General features: G+C 63.7%; 22 protein-coding genes. 5 read left to right on the top strand and 17 right to left on the bottom strand.

Annotation, left to right across the window (positions count from 1 at the left end; genetic code table 11):
* Positions 1–12 precede the first annotated feature (12 nt).
* A complete protein-coding gene (locus JGU71_RS10930; RefSeq protein ID WP_199704128.1) occupies positions 13–534 on the bottom strand; it encodes an OsmC family protein in 522 nt (173 codons plus the stop codon).
* On the opposite strand from JGU71_RS10930, the gene JGU71_RS10925 reads away from it, so the two are divergent.
* On the top strand, positions 533–1,111 hold the full coding sequence (locus tag JGU71_RS10925; protein WP_199704126.1) for a pyridoxamine 5'-phosphate oxidase family protein: 579 nt from the start codon (positions 533–535) through the stop codon (positions 1,109–1,111). The two genes, JGU71_RS10930 and JGU71_RS10925, sit on opposite strands and share 2 nt — an antisense overlap.
* 57 nt (positions 1,112–1,168) lie before the next feature.
* On the opposite strand, the gene JGU71_RS10920 is transcribed toward JGU71_RS10925, so the two are convergent.
* The 4 genes from JGU71_RS10920 to JGU71_RS10910 form a co-directional block, all read right to left on the bottom strand.
* A complete protein-coding gene (locus JGU71_RS10920) occupies positions 1,169–1,498 on the bottom strand; it encodes a GNAT family N-acetyltransferase (RefSeq protein WP_199704120.1) in 330 nt (109 codons plus the stop codon).
* Between the two features lie 23 nt (positions 1,499–1,521).
* Entirely contained in the window at positions 1,522–2,346 is an 825-nt protein-coding gene (locus JGU71_RS10915; RefSeq protein WP_199704555.1) for an alpha/beta hydrolase, read from the bottom strand.
* Positions 2,347–2,620: 274 nt separating this feature from the next.
* Complete coding sequence (locus tag JGU71_RS29795) at positions 2,621–2,746, bottom strand: ANTAR domain-containing protein (RefSeq protein ID WP_233529019.1); 126 nt, start codon at positions 2,744–2,746, stop codon at positions 2,621–2,623.
* Positions 2,747–2,748: 2 nt separating this feature from the next.
* A complete protein-coding gene (locus tag JGU71_RS10910; RefSeq protein WP_233529018.1) occupies positions 2,749–3,201 on the bottom strand; it encodes a hypothetical protein in 453 nt (150 codons plus the stop codon).
* 403 nt (positions 3,202–3,604) lie between these two features.
* Between JGU71_RS10910 and JGU71_RS10905 the strand changes: the two genes are divergently transcribed.
* Positions 3,605–4,168 (top strand): hypothetical protein, encoded by a 564-nt coding sequence (locus tag JGU71_RS10905; RefSeq protein ID WP_199704119.1) that lies wholly within the window; start codon positions 3,605–3,607, stop codon positions 4,166–4,168.
* 87 nt (positions 4,169–4,255) lie between these two features.
* On the opposite strand, the gene JGU71_RS10900 is transcribed toward JGU71_RS10905, so the two are convergent.
* From JGU71_RS10900 to JGU71_RS10885, 5 genes are all read right to left on the bottom strand, one after another.
* Positions 4,256–5,281: a hemolysin family protein gene (locus JGU71_RS10900; protein ID WP_199704118.1), complete on the bottom strand. Its 1,026-nt coding sequence runs from the start codon at positions 5,279–5,281 to the stop codon at positions 4,256–4,258.
* Complete coding sequence (locus JGU71_RS10895; RefSeq protein ID WP_199704116.1) at positions 5,274–6,647, bottom strand: hemolysin family protein; 1,374 nt, start codon at positions 6,645–6,647, stop codon at positions 5,274–5,276. The genes JGU71_RS10900 and JGU71_RS10895 overlap by 8 nt, the downstream gene beginning before the upstream one ends.
* A gap of 180 nt (positions 6,648–6,827) precedes the next feature.
* Complete coding sequence (locus JGU71_RS10890; protein ID WP_307829588.1) at positions 6,828–8,018, bottom strand: Mur ligase family protein; 1,191 nt, start codon at positions 8,016–8,018, stop codon at positions 6,828–6,830.
* Entirely contained in the window at positions 8,015–8,314 is a 300-nt protein-coding gene (locus tag JGU71_RS30390) for a Mur ligase domain-containing protein (RefSeq protein ID WP_307829587.1), read from the bottom strand. Before JGU71_RS30390 ends, JGU71_RS10890 begins: the two co-directional genes overlap by 4 nt.
* 116 nt (positions 8,315–8,430) lie before the next feature.
* Positions 8,431–9,156, bottom strand: coding sequence for a DJ-1/PfpI family protein (locus JGU71_RS10885; protein ID WP_199704114.1), 726 nt, complete (start codon positions 9,154–9,156; stop codon positions 8,431–8,433).
* A 60-nt stretch (positions 9,157–9,216) separates the two neighbouring features.
* Here JGU71_RS10885 and JGU71_RS10880 point away from each other — a divergent pair, with 60 nt between their 5' ends.
* Complete coding sequence (locus JGU71_RS10880) at positions 9,217–9,420, top strand: zinc-ribbon domain-containing protein (protein ID WP_199704111.1); 204 nt, start codon at positions 9,217–9,219, stop codon at positions 9,418–9,420.
* Between the two features lie 9 nt (positions 9,421–9,429).
* Here the strand turns inward: JGU71_RS10880 and JGU71_RS10875 are convergent, their stop codons facing one another.
* From JGU71_RS10875 to JGU71_RS10865, 3 genes are all read right to left on the bottom strand, one after another.
* Complete coding sequence (locus JGU71_RS10875; RefSeq protein ID WP_199704104.1) at positions 9,430–10,572, bottom strand: RNA polymerase sigma factor; 1,143 nt, start codon at positions 10,570–10,572, stop codon at positions 9,430–9,432.
* Positions 10,573–10,581: 9 nt separating this feature from the next.
* Positions 10,582–10,989 (bottom strand): YciI family protein, encoded by a 408-nt coding sequence (locus JGU71_RS10870; RefSeq protein ID WP_199704102.1) that lies wholly within the window; start codon positions 10,987–10,989, stop codon positions 10,582–10,584.
* A 168-nt stretch (positions 10,990–11,157) separates the two neighbouring features.
* The gene (locus JGU71_RS10865) at positions 11,158–12,147 is read right to left on the bottom strand and encodes an NAD(P)/FAD-dependent oxidoreductase (protein ID WP_199704100.1); all 990 of its coding nucleotides are present in this window, start codon (positions 12,145–12,147) and stop codon (positions 11,158–11,160) included.
* 87 nt (positions 12,148–12,234) lie between these two features.
* Between JGU71_RS10865 and JGU71_RS10860 the strand changes: the two genes are divergently transcribed.
* The gene (locus tag JGU71_RS10860) at positions 12,235–12,810 is read left to right on the top strand and encodes a helix-turn-helix domain-containing protein (protein WP_199704098.1); all 576 of its coding nucleotides are present in this window, start codon (positions 12,235–12,237) and stop codon (positions 12,808–12,810) included.
* On the opposite strand, the gene JGU71_RS10855 is transcribed toward JGU71_RS10860, so the two are convergent.
* Together JGU71_RS10855 and JGU71_RS10850 are read right to left on the bottom strand one after the other, a co-directional pair.
* Complete coding sequence (locus JGU71_RS10855; RefSeq protein ID WP_199704096.1) at positions 12,807–13,226, bottom strand: GNAT family N-acetyltransferase; 420 nt, start codon at positions 13,224–13,226, stop codon at positions 12,807–12,809. The two genes, JGU71_RS10860 and JGU71_RS10855, sit on opposite strands and share 4 nt — an antisense overlap.
* 56 nt (positions 13,227–13,282) lie before the next feature.
* Entirely contained in the window at positions 13,283–13,894 is a 612-nt protein-coding gene (locus JGU71_RS10850; RefSeq protein ID WP_199704094.1) for an AAA family ATPase, read from the bottom strand.
* 157 nt (positions 13,895–14,051) lie between these two features.
* Between JGU71_RS10850 and JGU71_RS10845 the strand changes: the two genes are divergently transcribed.
* Positions 14,052–14,465, top strand: coding sequence for a hypothetical protein (locus tag JGU71_RS10845; protein WP_199704092.1), 414 nt, complete (start codon positions 14,052–14,054; stop codon positions 14,463–14,465).
* A gap of 12 nt (positions 14,466–14,477) precedes the next feature.
* Here JGU71_RS10845 and JGU71_RS10840 read toward each other — a convergent pair whose 3' ends face one another.
* Positions 14,478–15,830, bottom strand: a complete 1,353-nt coding sequence (locus JGU71_RS10840; RefSeq protein WP_199704091.1) for a DUF445 domain-containing protein — start codon at positions 15,828–15,830, stop codon at positions 14,478–14,480.
* Positions 15,830–16,642, bottom strand: a complete 813-nt coding sequence (locus JGU71_RS10835; protein WP_199704090.1) for a MerR family transcriptional regulator — start codon at positions 16,640–16,642, stop codon at positions 15,830–15,832. The genes JGU71_RS10840 and JGU71_RS10835 overlap by 1 nt, the downstream gene beginning before the upstream one ends.
* Positions 16,643–16,652 lie beyond the last annotated feature (10 nt).

Here is a 16,652-nt window from a genome sequence, read left to right as displayed (position 1 = left end):
CAGGGCAACCCGTCAAGCAGGTTGCGGCTGCTCTTCGAGGACGACGGAGGGCGGGTTGGTGAGCGGGCACGCTTCGAGGGTGCGGGCGATAAGCCCGTCGCGTACCTCGTCGTCGAGGTTCGGCAGGTCGAAACCAGCGGTGACGCTCAGGCGGTAGCCCTCGCGAAGATCGTGTTCGAGCGTGACCTGCGCGGTCGCTGTTGCGTCGGTGAGGTCGAAGTCGCCGGTCGCAGCTGTGATCTTCAAGGTCTGCTGCAAGCACGATGCGACAGCGGCGGCGTAGAGCCGTTCCGGAGTCAGCTCAGCGTCACCCGCACTGTCAGGTGTCGTGATCTTGTACCGCAGCTCATCCTGCCCATCGATCTCGACGTGCTCTTCCCCCGCTGACGCGCGTGCGGTGAACGACTTCTCCGACATAACGACGACCTTCCAGGCCTGTTGGTGTACGTACCTACGTTCGGCATACCCGGGCAATCGATGCACAAACGCTGCGTACCTGCCGTCGGTTGCTCTCGAGCGCAATAATGCGGGCATGGGGAAGACCTACGAACGGATCGACGGCAGGTTGCGGGCGTTCATCGAGGAGCAGCCACTGTTCTTCACCGGCACCGCACCCCTGGCCGAGGACGGGCACGTCAACATCTCGCCCAAGGGCCGCGCGGGTTCGCTCCGAGTGCTCGACGACCGGACCGTCGCCTACCTCGACTTCGGTGGGAGTCACGCGGAGACGATTGCCCACCTACGGGAAAACGGCCGAATCACGTTGATGTGGTGTGCATTCACAGGCCCGCCCAATATTGTGCGGGTCCACGGGACGGGTGTGCCCGTCTTCCGCGACGACCCACGCTTCCCCGAGTTGGTCAGCAGATTCGGCGATGCAGACGCGCCAGGCCTGCGAGCGGTCATCGTAGTCACCGCAAAACTCATCAGTGACACGTGCGGATTCGCCGTGCCGTTTATGGACTACCGCGAGGAGCGGACGCTGCACACGGACTACTTCGGCCGCAAATCCGACGAGGAGTTCGCTGCCTACTGCGAGAGCAAGGACCACAACGGCGTCAGCATCGACGGCCTGCCCGCCCTGCCGTTGCCACTGCCGCCACGGGACTGACCTGTCGCGTCGAGTGCATAGCTGTTCAGGCTGAATCGCCCCTCCGCGCCTGCAAACCTATGCGCTCGATGCTTTCTTGAATGCCTTGACCGCACGCATGGCAGCGGGCGTCACCTCGTCGGCAATATCGTCGAAGTCGTTGTGCTTCTTCAGATATGACGCAACGTATGGGCAGATCGGCACGATCCGCTTACCGGCGGTGCGTGTTTCGTTCAGCGCCGCCGTCACGAGCACACTCGCCAAACCTTGTCCGGCAAAACGGTCGTCGACCTCGGTGTGAAAGAAGATCCGCTGACCACCCTCGTCGATGTACTCGGTGAAACCAGCGACGTCGTCTCCGACGAGAATCTCGAACCTGTGCCGGTCCGGTGCGTTCCGAACTGCCATTCGATCGTCTCCGTTCATACGGGTCAGCGAGTCCCCGCGACCGCGTCCAAGATGATATCGGCCGTCGCCTGCGGTTGTGCGACGAAGGATGCGTGCGACGAGGCGACCTCACGAACCGAGGCACCCATTCGCGCTGCTTGGAAGCGTTGCGACGACGCCGGAACCACCCTGTCCTCTGTGGTGACCAAGTACCAGCTCGGTGTAGTCCGCCAGGACGGCGCACCCGAGAGTTCCAGGTTCGCGGCCACCGCGAAACTCCGCTGCCGCTCCGCCATCTCCGCTGCCTTCGCTTCGCTCACATCGGCAGCGAAGATCGGACGGAAGAGTTCGCGGGTTATGACGAGGTCGACGTTGGTACCGCCGGGGAATGTCGGATCCGCCACGACCTTCGGCAGCACCACCGGCGGAACGAGCAACGTGATCGGGAAGCGGATGGGATCGAGCAGCAAGGCCGCGGGCTCGTTGAGGTCGGTCGCAATCGCGGAGATGAAGACGAGCGCCTGCACGCTCGGATTGTTCACGTTGCTGATGACTTCGCCGCCGTAGGAGTGCCCGACGAGAACGATCGGACCGGAGATGTCTGCGAGCACCTTCTCGATCGCTGCGGAGTCGTTGGCCGGTCCGCGCAACGGATTGACGGGTACGACGACCTCGTAGCCGCGGTCTCGCAGTATCTGCGCCACATCGTCGAAGCCGGACGGATCGGCGAACGCACCGTGAACCAGCACGATGGTCGGTCGAACCTCGGCTGCGGCAGGTCCGGCGCCGCCGACGACCACGAGGCCAAGCGTGCATACGAGACCCATCACAAACGAAAGGACGACACTTCGGATCCGGCGTTGGCGCATCATTGGTCGACCTTCCCACACTGGCGCAGTGTCGTGTCGAGAGCCGGTTAGTCGTGCCCTATCGCTGCTGCGACTTCGACGACGGAAATCAACGGTCCCACCCGATTCCGCAGGCCGCTTTTCTGGACCTGCGGAATCTTGACAACCAAATCAACCGGTTGATGAGGCCACCCCTGAATCCGTCTACCCGGTTTGGCTTCATGGAAACCGATACCGCCAAATGCATCGGGCCTGCATCGACTGAAAGTGGTGCTGCATCGACCGAACCTTAGCCTCAAGGCAGGGGATGCTCACATTCGACGAGTTGGCGCGCAATGACTTCCACCTTGATGTTGGCATCTTGTGACAGCCGGGCGAGCAGGTTGAACGCTCGCACCGCGTCGACGTTGTAGCGCTCCATGATCATGCCTTTGGCTTGGCCGATGATGTCGCGGGTCGCAAGGGCCGATTGCCACACCGATTGTCGTGGTCGGTGAAAAGCTCGAAGGACATCATGGCGCCGATGCCGCGTGCGAACGCGGCCGAGGCGAATCGTGGCCACCGGCTCTCGTGTTCCATGTCGGGGGCGTGCACCGTCTCGTGTTCCCAGGCAGCTTGTAGGCACGGACCTTCGCCGAGTCGCTCCTGGAGTTCGTCGAGCTCGCGCGGTAGCGCGGAGGTGGCTGCCCGAGATTCGACCTTTCGGCGGCCGACAACCAGGGTGACGCCGGCGTGTGTAGCGCCCGCGACCTTCTCGATTGCGGTGTGTGTGATCGCCTGCAGTGTTTGCTCCACGCTGGAGTGCTCGCGCTGCATCTCACGTGCCAACGCAGCCATCTCGGCCCGCAGGTCGGTCCGGGCAGCCTCGTTAGCCATTCTTCGAATGCTGCCACGGTTGTGCCTCGAAAGCTTCCGTTCGTCGCGATCGAGGTATCTCGACCGCAGCGAACACGCCGCTCGTCGAATGGATCGCGAAAGGTTCCAACGTGCGCTGGACGGCACGCTTCGAGGGTGTTCGTCGTAGCTGCGGATGGGTCGCTGACATCACTCGCCACATCGTTTGAAGGCGACCTCGCTGGGTATTCAGCACAAGGTCGCCCCCGCTTGAGAACACAGTCGGGCTAGGCCAATCAGCGATAGTTCTGCCTCCGGCGCACAGGTATGTCGACCGATTGCAGGGCAGCTCATTCGAGCACCATTCCGACGCTATCCGGCGCACAACGTCGGGCACGGCGCACAACACGGCTCGCGTTAGAAGCGACGAGTCGAAGGAGTCACGATGACTACACGCAACACCCTTGTTCGCTCCATGCACGACGTCGGCGCTGCAGCTTGGTTCGGCGGATCGCTGATGGGTGCCACCGGCCTCAACGGTGCGGCAAGTGACGTCAAAGACCCCAACGATCGAGCGCGGATCGCTGCCGACGGTTGGGCTCGATGGGCGCCGATCAGCGCAGTTGCAATCGGCATGCACGGCATCGGTGGGCTCGGATTGATCGCTGCCAACCGTGGACGCGTAGCCAACCAAGAGGGCGTCAAAGCCAACACCACTATCAAGACCGCGGTTACCCTCGCCGCAGCTGGAGCGACCGCGTACTCCGGTTACCTGGGATCCAAAGTCGCAAGCGCAGGCCGCATCCCGGCGGCCGGTGCCACCGAACCGGCACCAGGCACTCCCGAAGGCGCACAGTCTGCACAGAAGCAGCTTCGCGTCATCCAGTGGGTCATCCCGGTCCTGACCGGTGCAGTTGTCGTTCTTGCAGCTCAGCAGGGCGAGCAGCAGCGCGGCAGTCAGATCGTTTCGGGTCTGGGCAAGACGCTCGCAAACAGGTTCGGTAACTGACGGCGTCGAGCAGGCTGTTGCTGCGATGTGCACTCGCACGATGCTTACGTAACAGCCTTCTCGCGCCTTCCGGTTCGATCGACACTGCTAGCCGATTCGACTCCACGTCGATGTATCGGGCATAAGCCGTTCGAGGATGTCCGTGAGAGTGACGACGCCGAGCACGTGCTGGTTGTGGTCCTGGACGACCGCAAGATGGCTGCGCGCATCGCGAATGTTCCGTAATGCGTCCGAGACGGAGGTCTCCGGCTCGAGGATCAATACCGTTCGCATCAGGTCGCGGGCGGTCGTCGACGGATCGGCCAGCAAGGTGTCGCGCACGTGCACCACACCCTCGACACCGTCGACCCCTGTGACAAGCAGACGAAGGTGCCCGCTGCTACGACCGACGGCACGGATCTCGGCAGTCCCAGCGCCTGCCTCGACGCCGGCAGGGGTGACGCGTTCGCGGAGCATGTCGGCAACGGTGAGCGTTTCCAGCTCGAGCGCGTCGACGAGTCGTCGACGGTAACCCTCGTCGAGGACACCAGCAGTCGCGGAATGCTCGACCAGTTGCCGCAACGATTGTGGGTCTTGCCCGGTCGCGAGCTGATCGACAGGTTCGACCCCGACCTTCACCAAACACCAGTTGGCCATTCGGTTCAGCTGATTCAGCAACGGCCGAGCGGCCCACATAAATCCCCGCATCGGAATTGCGAGCATTGTCGCCGACTTCTCCGGATGCGCGATCGCCCAGGATTTCGGTGCCATCTCGCCGACAACCAGGTGCAGGAACGTGATGATGATCAGGGCGAGAACGAAGCCGCCGACATCGGCGAGCCAGGTGACGGCGCCCCACCCCTCCAGCAGCGGGGTCAGCCAATGATGCACTGCCGGTTTGCTTATCGCGCCCAACGCAAGCGTACATACGGTGATACCGAGCTGAGAGCCTGCGAGCAGGACCGACAGTTCCGATGCACTCCGCAACGCCGCACGCGCCGCGCGGCTGCTCGCGGCTGCGTCTTCGAGGCGGTGTCGGCGCGCCGCGATCAGCGCGAACTCCACCGCGACGAAAAACGCGCTCGCGCCGATCAAACCGACCGTAATCAGTACGACGACCCACGGGTTATCCATGTGCAGCCTCCGCAACATCGTCGGCTCGACCGCTCACCGTGACGAAAACCGATGCCGGAACATGCTTTTCGACACCGCGCACCTGCATCGCTGCGACCCGAACGGTCGGCTCCTCGTCGGAGATCAAGTCGGCTGCGTCCGGCGGCAGCGACACGGTGACGGTGTCGCCGACCTCCGGAAGACCGCCGAACTCGGCTATGACCAGACCGGCCAACGTTTCGTAACCGCCTGCAGGCAAACGATGGTCGAGGATGCGTTCGACCTCGTCGATATGCAAGTCGCCGGGAATCAGCCAACCGCCTTCGGCACGAACAACTCCGGTGACGACCGCGGGGTCGTGCTCGTCGGCGAGTTCGCCGACCAACTCCTCCGCCATGTCTTCGATCGTGACCATGCCAGCGAAACCGCCGTACTCGTCGACGACGAGGGCTAGCTCGTCGCCGGCTTCGACCAGCCGTCCGAGCACCTCGGGTAGCGGAAGCGTCGAGGGGACGACAACTGCTGTGCGGGTATGTGATTCGACCGTGCCATGGACATCGTCGGCCAGCAGATCGTGCAGGTGTATCACGCCGAGGAGGTCGTCGACGGTGTCGCCGACTACGGGGTACCTGGTGTGCCCGGCCCCCATCCTGGCGAGTACCGCGGTCACCGATTCGCCGACGCCGACGGTGTCGACCCGTGGCCTCGGAATCATCGCGTGTTCGGCGGTGCGGGTCGGGAAGTCGAGAATGCGGTCGAGCAGTATCGAGAGATCGCGAGGCAATTCACCGTTGTGGCGGGACTCGGCAACGATGTGCGCAAGGTCGCGCGGGTTCGCGGAATGTTCGACGTCGTGGACGGGCTCGATCCGCAACACCCGCAGCAACTGATTCGACGCCTGATCGAACAACCAGATCAGCCAGCCGAACAATCGCAGGTAGAGGGTGGTGGAGAAGGCAAGGCGGCGAGCGACAGGTTCAGGCCGAGCGATCGCAAGGTTTTTCGGAAACAGCTCACCGAACACCATCTGCACGAACGTCGAGAACAGGATCGCAAGCACGGCCCCGATTCCGATACCGACCGCGGTTGGAATTCCGACACCGCCGAGCAACTCCCCGAGCCCACGACCGATCAACGGTTCGGCGACGTAGCCGACGAGAAGTCCGGTGACGGTGATGCCGAGTTGAGCGCCGGAAAGCATAAACGAAGTTCGACGTGTGACGGCAAGTGCACGGGCAGAGGCTGTGTCACCGGCGTCGGCGCGAGCCTTCAGGCGGGACCGGTCGACTGCCATGTACGCGAACTCTTGGGCGACGAAGTATCCCGTCAGGACGGTGATCGCGAATACGACACCGATGCCGGCAAGGACGGTCAGCGCAGTCACCACGGCGGTATCACCACACGCACATGTTCACCGGAACCGGCATTGGGCGGGACGGGTCTTCGGTGGCGCTTTGCGCGCTTCATGACCTGCTTTCTGTTGCTTAGATGGAGTTCTCTCCGAGAATACGGCAAATCGGACACAGGGACGTCGCCCTTGTATCGGGTGACTAGTTGGCGGACGAGCTCACATCCTGCCGCGCAGGGCCGATCGCAGTTCGGTGCGATCGTCGAAAGTCCGCACGTCACCGCCGTACAACTGCACGGGGTCGCACCCACGACCGGTCACGACGACCACGTCGCCGGGCTCGGCAAACCCGACTGCCAGATCGAATGCCGTGCGACGGTCGGGTTCGACGACGACCTTCGCCTGCTGCGCCGCCAACGCTCCGGCGGCCACCGCCGCACGGATATCGGCTGGATCCTCCGAACACGGGCTCTCGTCACTGACGATGACGACATCCGCCAGCGCGGCCGCCGTCCTCCCGAGCGGGAATCGTTTGCCAGGGTCTCGGTCACCGGTCGCGCCGACGACCACGATCAGACGTCCCGCAGTCAGCGTCCGCAGATACGGCAGCAACTGACGTTGGCCAGCCGTGTTGTGCATGTAGTCGACCAGAGCGAGGAAAGGCTGACCGACATCTATTCGTTCCAATCGACCCGGTACACCTGCCACACTGTCGAATCCGGTGACCGCAGCACCGAGGTCGCGGCCGGTCGCGGCAAGCAACGTCATCGCGGCCAGAGCATTGCGGACCTGATGCGGGCCCAGCAGTGGCAGCCTGACGTCGTAGCTGCCCATCGGCGTGCGCGCTGTGAACGTCGTTCCGGAATCCCCGCAGTCGATTCCTTCGCCGACGATGTCGGCGGTCGGGTCCACGGTGGACCACGTCCAGGACGGCACCTGGGTGGTGGCGACAAGCAGTCGGCCGTAGTCGTCATCGATGCCGATGGCCGCCACGGCGGTTCGCTCGGGGGTGAACAGCGCGGCTTTGGCGGCGAAGTACAAGTCCATCGACCCGTGGAAGTCCAGATGATCCCGGCCGAGGTTGGTGAATGCCATTGCAGCAAAACGTGTTCCGTCGACTCTCCGGTGGGTGACCGCGTGCGACGACACTTCCATCGCGGCAACCGTTGCCCCGGCGTCTCGGAAGGATGCAAGGGTTTTCTGGAGCGGCGCGGCCTCAGGGGTGGTGCGCAATGCCGGGATACATCCGGCCGGTCCTGAGATGGAAATTCCGGTGATCGTCCCGATGGTCTCACCCGCGGCCGTCAGCGCCGCGTCGAGGAGATAGGTCGTACTTGTCTTGCCGTTGGTACCGGTCACGCCGAACACCTCGAGCGCGGTCGACGGCATTCCATAGATTTCCGAACTCACCGGACCGGCCCACCGACGTGGGTCCTCGACGCGATCGTCGGCAGCAGTGTCGACGGTCGGTCGCTGAGAACGGCGGCAGCGCCGCGCGCGAAGGCGTCTGCCTCGAAGTCGAGTCCGTGCACGTGATCGCCCGGTAGCGCGATGTAGAGGTCACCGGGTTCGACGCTGCGCGAATCGTCGCTGGCCCCGGTGATCGTGACCGCGACATCGCGGTACCGCGCACCGACCGTTGCTGCCAGCGCGGCAAGAGACGAACCGGTCGGCACAAGCGAGGCGGGGAGGCGGTCGCACGTCACAGGGGTGCGGTCCTGCGCGGACAACGCGGCAGGCCCGCATACGCAATGACTTTCATCGATCGGGTATACCCACCTCGGCCGGATCGTAAATCGGGCCTTGGCCGACGTTCAGCGCATCACGATCGCAAGCGCCCGATCTTGCGAAGCGCGCCGTCCCACGCCACTTTCGCGGTAGCGACGGCCTCGCCGCCGACGTCGCTCGGCGTCACCATTCCCGCGGCAACCTTTGCGGCCAGCGCCTTGGTCTTCGGTGACGCCTTGCTGAGGTGTCCGCTGTCGAACGGCGGCTGCGGGTCGTACTCGATGAGCAGCTGTATCGCCTCGGCGCGAGCCTGGCCCTCGATCTCGCCAACGAGCCACAGTGCCAAGTCGATCCCAGCCGAAACGCCTGCAGCGGTGACGATCTTGCCGTCTTGCACAATTCGTTGGCTGCCAACAGGTTTCGCACCGAACGTCCGAAGGATCGGCAGCGCCGCCCAATGGCTGGTTGCAGGTCGACCGTCGAGAATCCCGGCTGCAGCGAGGATCGCCGACCCGCTGCATACCGACAGTGTCCAGGTGGTGGTGCGGTGCACGCCGCGGAGCCAATCCAACAGCCTCGCATCTGCGGCAGCGGTCATCGTGTCCGTTGCGGACCCGCCGACCAGCACGATGTCCGGGGTCAGCGTGTCCGCGAACGAGTGTGTGGCGCCGAGGACAAGCACTCCACTGTCGGTCACGATCGGGCCCACCTCGTGCCAGACGAAGCGGATCTCCGCGCCTTTCATCGCGCGCAGCACTTCGTACGGTCCGACGACGTCCAAGGCCGTCATGCCCGGATAGAGAACGATGGCGATCTGCATAAATAATCATAGAATTCGCGCACCGAAAGGGGCACTCGGCCTCGTCCGTACGCTGGTGTTGTGTTTCTACTCTTCGGCTTCGGCACCAAACGCAAGCAACTCGGCCCAGGCGAGACCCGGACCTGCCCGCGTTGCCACAACACCACGCAGTGGGCGCGCATGAAGGAGTACAAGCAGTTCACCGTCTTCTTCATCCCACTTGCGCGGTGGAAGCGTCGGCAATTCGAGGTCTGCGAGATCTGCGGCGCGGCTGTCGAAGCCTGATTTGCAGCGTTATCGCAGCGACGCGTTCAGCCTCGCGGCCTGCCGGGTGAGGTGGTCTCGTTCGGGGAGATTCGACGCCGATCTCGCAGCCTCGGCATAAAGCCGGGCCGCGGTCGCAGCGTCACCATCACGCTCACGCAAGTACGCCTCGACGGCGGTGTAGCGAGGCAGGCCGGAATCGAGATCGGCCAATGCGGCCAAACCCGCACGCGGACCATCAGCCTCACCGACGGCAACTGCGCGATTGAGCCGGACCACAGGGCTGTCGCTGAACCGCAGCAACTCGTCGTACCACTCGACGATCTGCACCCAGTCGGTCTCCTCGGCCGATCGCGCATCGGCGTGCAACGCAGCGATCGCCGCCTGAGACTGAAACTCCCCCAGTCGATCCCGAGCAAGAGCCGCCTGCAGCACGTCGACGCCTTCGGCGATCAGGGCGGTGTCCCACAGGCTGCGGTCCTGCTCGGCGAGGGATACGAGGCTGCCGTCGGCGCGAGTTCGCGCAGGCCGACGCGCGTGATGCAGCAGCATCAAGGCAAGCAGACCCTCGACCTCCTCGTGCTTGGTCAGTGCAGCGACCTGCCGCGTCAGCCGGATCGCCTCGGCCGCGAGATCCACACTGCCGCTGTAGCCTTCGTTGAAAACGAGGTACAGCACGCGAACCACGGTCGTGACGTCGCCCGGTTGGTCGAACCGGACTCCCGAGACGGTCTTCTTTGCTCGGCTGATGCGTTGAGCCATGGTCGCCTCGGGGACGAGGTAGGCCTGCGCGATCTGTTTAGTGGTCAGACCGCCGACCGCACGCAGCATCAGCGCGACCGCCGACGCCTGCGTCAAAGACGGGTGCGCACAGAGGAAGTACAACGCGAGGGTGTCGTCCACCGTCTCGGTCGGGCCAGGTTCCGGCTCGAGCTCGACAAGTTCCTCACGCCGCTGGCGCGATGTGGCAGCTCGGGTGGCGTCGAGAAATTTTCGCCACCCGACCGCGATCAACCAGGCCTTCGGGTCCCGCGGCGGATCGTCCGGCCAGACGCGCACGGCCTCGACCAACGCGTCCTGCACGGCATCCTCGGCCGCCGCGAAATCTGCTCCGCGCCGGACGAGGATGCCGATCACAGCCGGAGTGAGGGTCCGTAGTAGAGCCTCATCCATGGGTCGTCGTCACTCCGTGACAGTGCTTGGTGCGCCCATAAACGGACGGATTTCGAGCCATTCGTGAATCGGCTTCCCACCTGCGCCTGGCGCAGCGGACAGCTCGCCTGCCAATTCCAGTGCGCGCTCGTAGTTTTCGACGTCGATCACCATGAACCCGGCGATCAGATCCTTCGTCTCCGCGAACGGACCGTCGGTGACGGGTGCGCGGCCCTCGCCGTCGTAGCGAACGAACGTGCCCTGATCCGAGAGTGCCTGCGAGTCGACGAATTCGCCGGTGCCACGGAGCCGATCGGCGAAATCTTCCATGTATTGCATGTGGGCCGAGATTTCCTCCTGCGTCCACTGATCCATCGGCACGTCGTTGACCGGCGTCGGTGCGCCGCGGTAGTGCTTGAGAAGTAGGTACTTGGCCATCGTGTTCTCCTTGCTGCGGTACGGCCCATTCTGGCCGTGTTCACTGCTGGGACGCAGCCGCTGTCGGGTTCTCGACATTCCTTACCCACAATCGTGCAGATCCATAGCCAGAGCCCGGACGCTGAGCACCCACGATCGGGATTTTGGGACGGGATCCCGTCCCAAACGTCACGAATGGGCGGTGAGCGTCATGGCTGCCTGTGTGTCTGCATTCACCAGATCGGCATTGATGTGCGCGCCCGCCAATGCACCTGCAGCGGCCGAGGCACCGACCTGAGCTGACAGGTCTGTGGCGTTGCCCGCGACCCAGACGCCAGGGACCGACGTCGTACCTGCCATGCCGGTGACGAAGTGGTTGCCCATCCCCATGGGATGGTCCTGCATCGGCAGGTTCAATGCCTCGATGCCGTCGGTCCGCGCGAGCATCGTTGTGGCAACGGCAATTACACGACGCGGCACAATTTGCCCGTCCGCCGACTGCACTCCGGCGATTCCGCCACCGGCCGCCGCAACAACCCGATCGACCGGCCCGTCGACGATCCGAATGTTGCGCGCAGCGAACCGTGCGCGTGTGTCGTCGTCGAGTTCGGTGTCGCGGGTGAAGTAGACCAGGTCGTCGGTCAGTTGCCGGAACAGCATCGCATGGTGCACCGACGCGGGACCCACCGCAAGAACACCGATCGGCTCGTCACGCACTTCCCAGCCATGGCAGTAGGGGCAGTGCACGACACTGCGCCCCCAGTGTTCGGCCAATCCTGGAATGTCGGGCAGTACGTCGCGCAGACCTGTGGCGACCAGGATGCGCCGCGTGATCAGCGTGGTTCCGTCGGCAAGGGTGACGGTGAAGCGCAGGTCTCCGTCGGCGGACGCCTCGGCCGGTGCAGCGTGCACAACCTCACCTGTCACGATCGTGCCGCCGTAGCCGCGTACTTCGGCGCGGCCCCGTTCCAGGAACACGGCCGGCGGAGTTCCGTCCTGGCCGAGCAGTCCGTGAATACCCGCGGCGGGCGCGTTTCGCGGTGTGCCGCTGTCGATCACAACCACCGACCGACGTGAGCGCGCGAGCATCAGAGCACCGTTTAGTCCGGCCGCACCGCCACCGATCACAATGGCGTCAAGGGGCTTGTCGTTTGCGTCGGTGCTGGTTGTTGCACTCATGTTGTCTCCTTCTTCTCACTACCTCAGTGTTCGAGGCGATGAATCGACCATAGCCGGGCATTGCCTAAGAGGCATAGGGTGTTGCGTATGACGCAAGACAACGGTGAGTTGGACAGCCTCGTACGCAAACGCATCCGCGCCTTGAGGGTGGCGCAAGGCTTGTCCCTCGACGAACTCGCCGCCCGCGCACACGTCAGCCAGTCCACGCTCAGCCGCATCGAGAACGGCCAGCGCCGCCTGGCTCTCGACCAACTTGTCACCCTCGCTCGGGCGCTCGACACCTCGCTCGATCAGCTTGTCGAGACGGCCACCGACGACGTGATCGCCAATCCGATCATCGACGCGGCCAACGCCATGCTGCGCTGGCCGATCAAGGCACAACCCGGCATCATGGTCGTGCGGCAGCGCCTTACCAATCCGCCGCCGGACAACCCCGCACGAATGCGTGCACACACCGGGCACGAGTGGCTCGTCGTCCTGTCCGGTACCGCCATCCTGATGCTGGGCAATCAGCGCTTCCGGATCGAAACGAACCAGGCCGCCGAGTTTCCCACGATGCTCCCGCACGCTATCGGCTCGGAGGGCGGGCCGTGCGAGCTTCTCGGCATCTTCGACAACGCCGCCCGCCGCGGTCACAAGAACGGCGACGAACCCCACACCTAACCGCGCGTGCTGGCTCGCTCCAGCAGCGACGAATTCGGTTCTCCGAAGCCGAATTTGCGATAGAGGTCGTGGGCGTCGGCCGTATGCAGCATCCAGCGAAACGTCCTGCCCGGACCGTTCTCGATCATCTCGGTGACCAGCTGCACACCGAGTCCGTTACCGCGATGAGCTGGCAAAACGAACACATCCGCGAGGTAGCCGAAATTGACGCCGTCGGAGATCGCGCGGGCAAAGCCGACAAGCTCGCCGCCACGGTCGTAGCAGCCGATAACCCGCCACGACCCGTCGATGGCTGCAGAAATGTCCTCATGAGTCCGCCAGGTCGCCCAGTAGGCGTGGGCCATCAGGAAGGCGCTGATCGCGTGCCGATCGATCCGCGCAGGGTCGTCGCTGAAGCTGTATTCGTCGCTCGGCATCTTCTGATCATGGCTGTGCTCCACGGATTCGGACAACCGTATTTGTCTCACCCGACTCAGAATCTGATGTGCGCCAGACCGACCGCCGCTCGGCGCACCTGGTAGCGGACCGCACCGAGCCGCGGCTCGTCGAGGGCGAGACCGACGCGTCCAGCTATGTCTTCCACGACGTCGTCTATACAGCGGTCGTCGGTTGCGACGTGCTCTGCAAACCGATCGTCGGCAAGCGCCGCGACGCAGCGATCGATCTGTGCCATCGCCCAGGTTTCGTCCCGACCCACCACACGACCGATCACGTACCCGACCCGAGTCCGCAGTCGTTTGCGCAGCGTTTCCGGCGTTGCGACGAGCGCGAAGTGCCTCACCTCGACCCCTGCGGCGACGAGTCCCGTCATGATCTCGTCGAAATAGTCAGGGTTCACCAGGGTCATGGGAACGATGACCGGACCGTCGTGTGCCGCAACCGCATCTGCCAGCGTCGACGCGACTGCCGCTCGCCATTGCGGTCGATTCTGAAAGTCGACCCGAGCGGTCGCCGGCAGCATTCGGTGGATGGCAAACCCGATGAGCTCAGGATCTGCGACGTGCGAATTCGGCACGCGCCGTTGCAATTCGAACGCGGTATGCGTCTTTCCTGCACCGAACGCGCCGTTGATCCAGATCAACATCAGTCCGAGCCTAGCGAGAACGTCGCGAATTTCGATTGAGTCACAATGACCTACGTCAGGCAGAATGACTTTGCCAGGTAGCTGGAGAGTGGCATTCTGTCACTCCAGTAACTTTTTTCACTCTAGTAACAGCTTCACGTCCGAGTCAGGGAGAACCATGAACCGTAAACGACAGGGATCACGGTTGGCAGCTGCCACCGCTGTACTCGGAACTGCAGCGCTCACCATGGTGCTTTCCGCGCCGACTGCCTCGGCAGGCGTCACCAGCATCAACATCGAACCTGGCCTGAGCACCGGATCGTCGAATGTCTACGGCGCAGGCTGCACCTACAAACTCACCGCGACGACCGACAACGGCGACCAGGTTTTCTTCCAGTCGACCGGATTGGCTTCGTTCGGCGCGATCAACGCGTTCCCTGTCAACAATCGAGTCGAGACGACATGGACACCGCGCCAGAACGGTCGATTCTGGGTCACGGCATCCATCGGTGACGGATCGTCCTTCAGCAACGTCGAGGTCACCATCGGGCGAGGAATTCCGATCGGACCCTTCTGCATCGTGATTCCCTGACAGGCTGCGCGACTAAGCCCCGAAGATCAGCAGATGCACGCAGCCGACGGCAATGCCGAGCACGGCGCCGTGCAGATACAGCAACCACGCATCCTGCTCGACAGCACAATAAAGCAGTTCTACGAAGTCTTCCGGCGGTAGCTCGCGCAGTTTCTGCGCGCACAGCAGGTCGAGCTTCTGCGCCTGCACCCGGTTGAACTCGGGATCGGTCGCCAACTCCGGTACCACTGCGATCGCCGTGCTCGTCGAACCGCGCCGTATAGCTTTCATTCGTCGAGCCCCGACCGCAACACTCACGAGCGGCTTCATCCGGCCGAGGATGCGGTCGATCTCTTCGGCAAGAACTCGATTGAGCAGCTTCTTGGTCTTGTCACCGTTCGGTCCGTCGATCAGGTGCCCGACGATGACCGGCATCGTGATGACCTGATGGGCGATCGCGTGGCCGAAATCGGTTGCCGCGGCCTCCTGCCGACGAGCGAACCTGGCCTGCCGCCACGGACACAGGTACCAGGGCTTGGCAACGGCCGGGGTGAACACGACACGCACTGCGATGACGTTGACCGTCACGCCGATCATCGCCGCACCGCACAAGATCACCAGCCAGTTGGGGAGCACGCCGACGACCGGGATGCTGTGGTGGACATGCAGGTACAGCGCCAGCAGGATGCCGAACGGGAACCCCAGCAGGCCGCTGCGGACCATAAACCTAAGCTCTGGTGCGCCGATGCCGTGCACGACGTCTTTCAACAACTCCGGTCGTGCGGCGAGACATTCGATGATCATCGTCTTGACGTTCAGCAGTTCGTCGACGTGTTCGCCGATCTCGTAGAACGCCCGGTTCGCGAGTTCGGGTAGTTCCTCGGCGACGCGCGCGTAGACGACTTCGCGGACTCGTGGCGGCAGGTCGTCCCACAGATCGGGGTAGGCATGCTGGATCACCGTGTCCACGGTCGACCTCAGGTCCGAGGCGATGATCGAGGCGAATTGATTCGCGATCGCGACAGGTTCGAGTTGGCGGAAGAAGTCGCTTGGGCCGCCGATCCGCGAGATGGCTTTGTCGACCACCATCGACGCCATCTTCTCACTTCGAGCGGGGATGAATCCTTGGAAGCCGAACCGTCCGCCCGCTGCGAAGATCGGCAGAATCTGGACCCTCCTCGGAAACCACGGGTAGATCGCCGCAAGTCCCGGAACCCGGAAGCCGGCGAACTTCACCGGTGCGAACAGCATCCACACGCCGGTCCAGTTGGTGATGAGACCTGCGACGGCGGAGAAGATCGGGATGGTGACAAGCTCGATCGTGAAAGTCGACCAGCCGGTGAGCTCATGCCAGTCGATGATTCCACTCAACGCGACGGCGGACATCACGCCCGCCTGAGCGCAGCGGCGGGCTGGCCGTCGGCCATCGCGTCGTCGATGAGGTCGTCGAGTGCGGCATGCAGACTGGTATTGACGGCAGCGACGCCGAGTGCACGCATGTGGTCGAGGATCGCCGAACGGTCCTCATCGGTAGGTTCGCGCGGATCGGCCGAGAGACCAACGGCAACACGGCCTTTCGCCGCATCGACCATCAACCGTGCAATACCACCGACCGCCGCCGCGACCGATTCGTACAGCTCGACCAGTTCGCGCAGCTGCAGGCCGTAGCGATTCAGATCGGTGAAGATGTCGAGCAGACGGGGTTCGGTGAACGTGACCGTCGACGCGTCGGAGTTCGCGGTGGCGAGCCCGAGTCCGACGAGTTTGTCGATCATCTGCGAACCGCCGACGCCGAGAAAATTGTCGACGAGATCGAGTGGAATTCGAATGGTGCCGTCGTCGGAGTCCTCGCCTGTGGCGGGTTCGAAACCGAGTACCTCACTGAGGTCTCGGCCCGATTCCAAGCAGGAGATGATCCCCCCGATGTGAGCGGAGGTGAACTTCCGCTGCAACAGCGAATCGATGATCTTCAGCCGCTCGAGATGGGTTCGGTCGTAGATGGATGCCCTGCCGCGATGCCTGGTCGGCGGTGGCAGCAGTCCACGCTCCTGATAGGCGCGTACGTTTCTCGTCGTTGTGCCTGCTGCGCGGGCGAGTTCGTCGATACGGAATTCGGTCGGGTCACCTATGGCGGCTGATATGGAATAGCCGACGAGGCGTAGCGCCCGTGCCCCCGCACGGGTGAGTACAGCTGGCACGGGCGCTACC

The organism is Antrihabitans stalagmiti (assembly GCF_016482825.1).
GTDB classification, from domain to species: domain Bacteria; phylum Actinomycetota; class Actinomycetes; order Mycobacteriales; family Mycobacteriaceae; genus Antrihabitans; species Antrihabitans stalagmiti.
The sequence above is the reverse complement of the archived record's forward strand: the minus strand, read 5'-3'. Positions and strand labels throughout refer to the sequence as shown.

Coding starts and splice junctions, on each gene's coding strand:
- JGU71_RS10925 (WP_199704126.1), top strand. CDS start 533: ATGGGGAAGACCTACGAACGGATCGACGGCAGGTTGCGGGCGTTCATC.
- JGU71_RS10930 (WP_199704128.1), bottom strand. CDS start 534: ATGCCCGCATTATTGCGCTCGAGAGCAACCGACGGCAGGTACGCAGCG.
- JGU71_RS10920 (WP_199704120.1), bottom strand. CDS start 1,498: ATGGCAGTTCGGAACGCACCGGACCGGCACAGGTTCGAGATTCTCGTC.
- JGU71_RS10915 (WP_199704555.1), bottom strand. CDS start 2,346: ATGCGCCAACGCCGGATCCGAAGTGTCGTCCTTTCGTTTGTGATGGGT.
- JGU71_RS29795 (WP_233529019.1), bottom strand. CDS start 2,746: ATGGAGCGCTACAACGTCGACGCGGTGCGAGCGTTCAACCTGCTCGCC.
- JGU71_RS10910 (WP_233529018.1), bottom strand. CDS start 3,201: ATGGCTAACGAGGCTGCCCGGACCGACCTGCGGGCCGAGATGGCTGCG.
- JGU71_RS10905 (WP_199704119.1), top strand. CDS start 3,605: ATGACTACACGCAACACCCTTGTTCGCTCCATGCACGACGTCGGCGCT.
- JGU71_RS10900 (WP_199704118.1), bottom strand. CDS start 5,281: ATGGATAACCCGTGGGTCGTCGTACTGATTACGGTCGGTTTGATCGGC.
- JGU71_RS10885 (WP_199704114.1), bottom strand. CDS start 9,156: ATGCAGATCGCCATCGTTCTCTATCCGGGCATGACGGCCTTGGACGTC.
- JGU71_RS10875 (WP_199704104.1), bottom strand. CDS start 10,572: ATGGATGAGGCTCTACTACGGACCCTCACTCCGGCTGTGATCGGCATC.
- JGU71_RS10870 (WP_199704102.1), bottom strand. CDS start 10,989: ATGGCCAAGTACCTACTTCTCAAGCACTACCGCGGCGCACCGACGCCG.
- JGU71_RS10865 (WP_199704100.1), bottom strand. CDS start 12,147: ATGAGTGCAACAACCAGCACCGACGCAAACGACAAGCCCCTTGACGCC.
- JGU71_RS10860 (WP_199704098.1), top strand. CDS start 12,235: ATGACGCAAGACAACGGTGAGTTGGACAGCCTCGTACGCAAACGCATC.
- JGU71_RS10855 (WP_199704096.1), bottom strand. CDS start 13,226: ATGCCGAGCGACGAATACAGCTTCAGCGACGACCCTGCGCGGATCGAT.
- JGU71_RS10850 (WP_199704094.1), bottom strand. CDS start 13,894: ATGTTGATCTGGATCAACGGCGCGTTCGGTGCAGGAAAGACGCATACC.
- JGU71_RS10845 (WP_199704092.1), top strand. CDS start 14,052: ATGAACCGTAAACGACAGGGATCACGGTTGGCAGCTGCCACCGCTGTA.
- JGU71_RS10840 (WP_199704091.1), bottom strand. CDS start 15,830: ATGTCCGCCGTCGCGTTGAGTGGAATCATCGACTGGCATGAGCTCACC.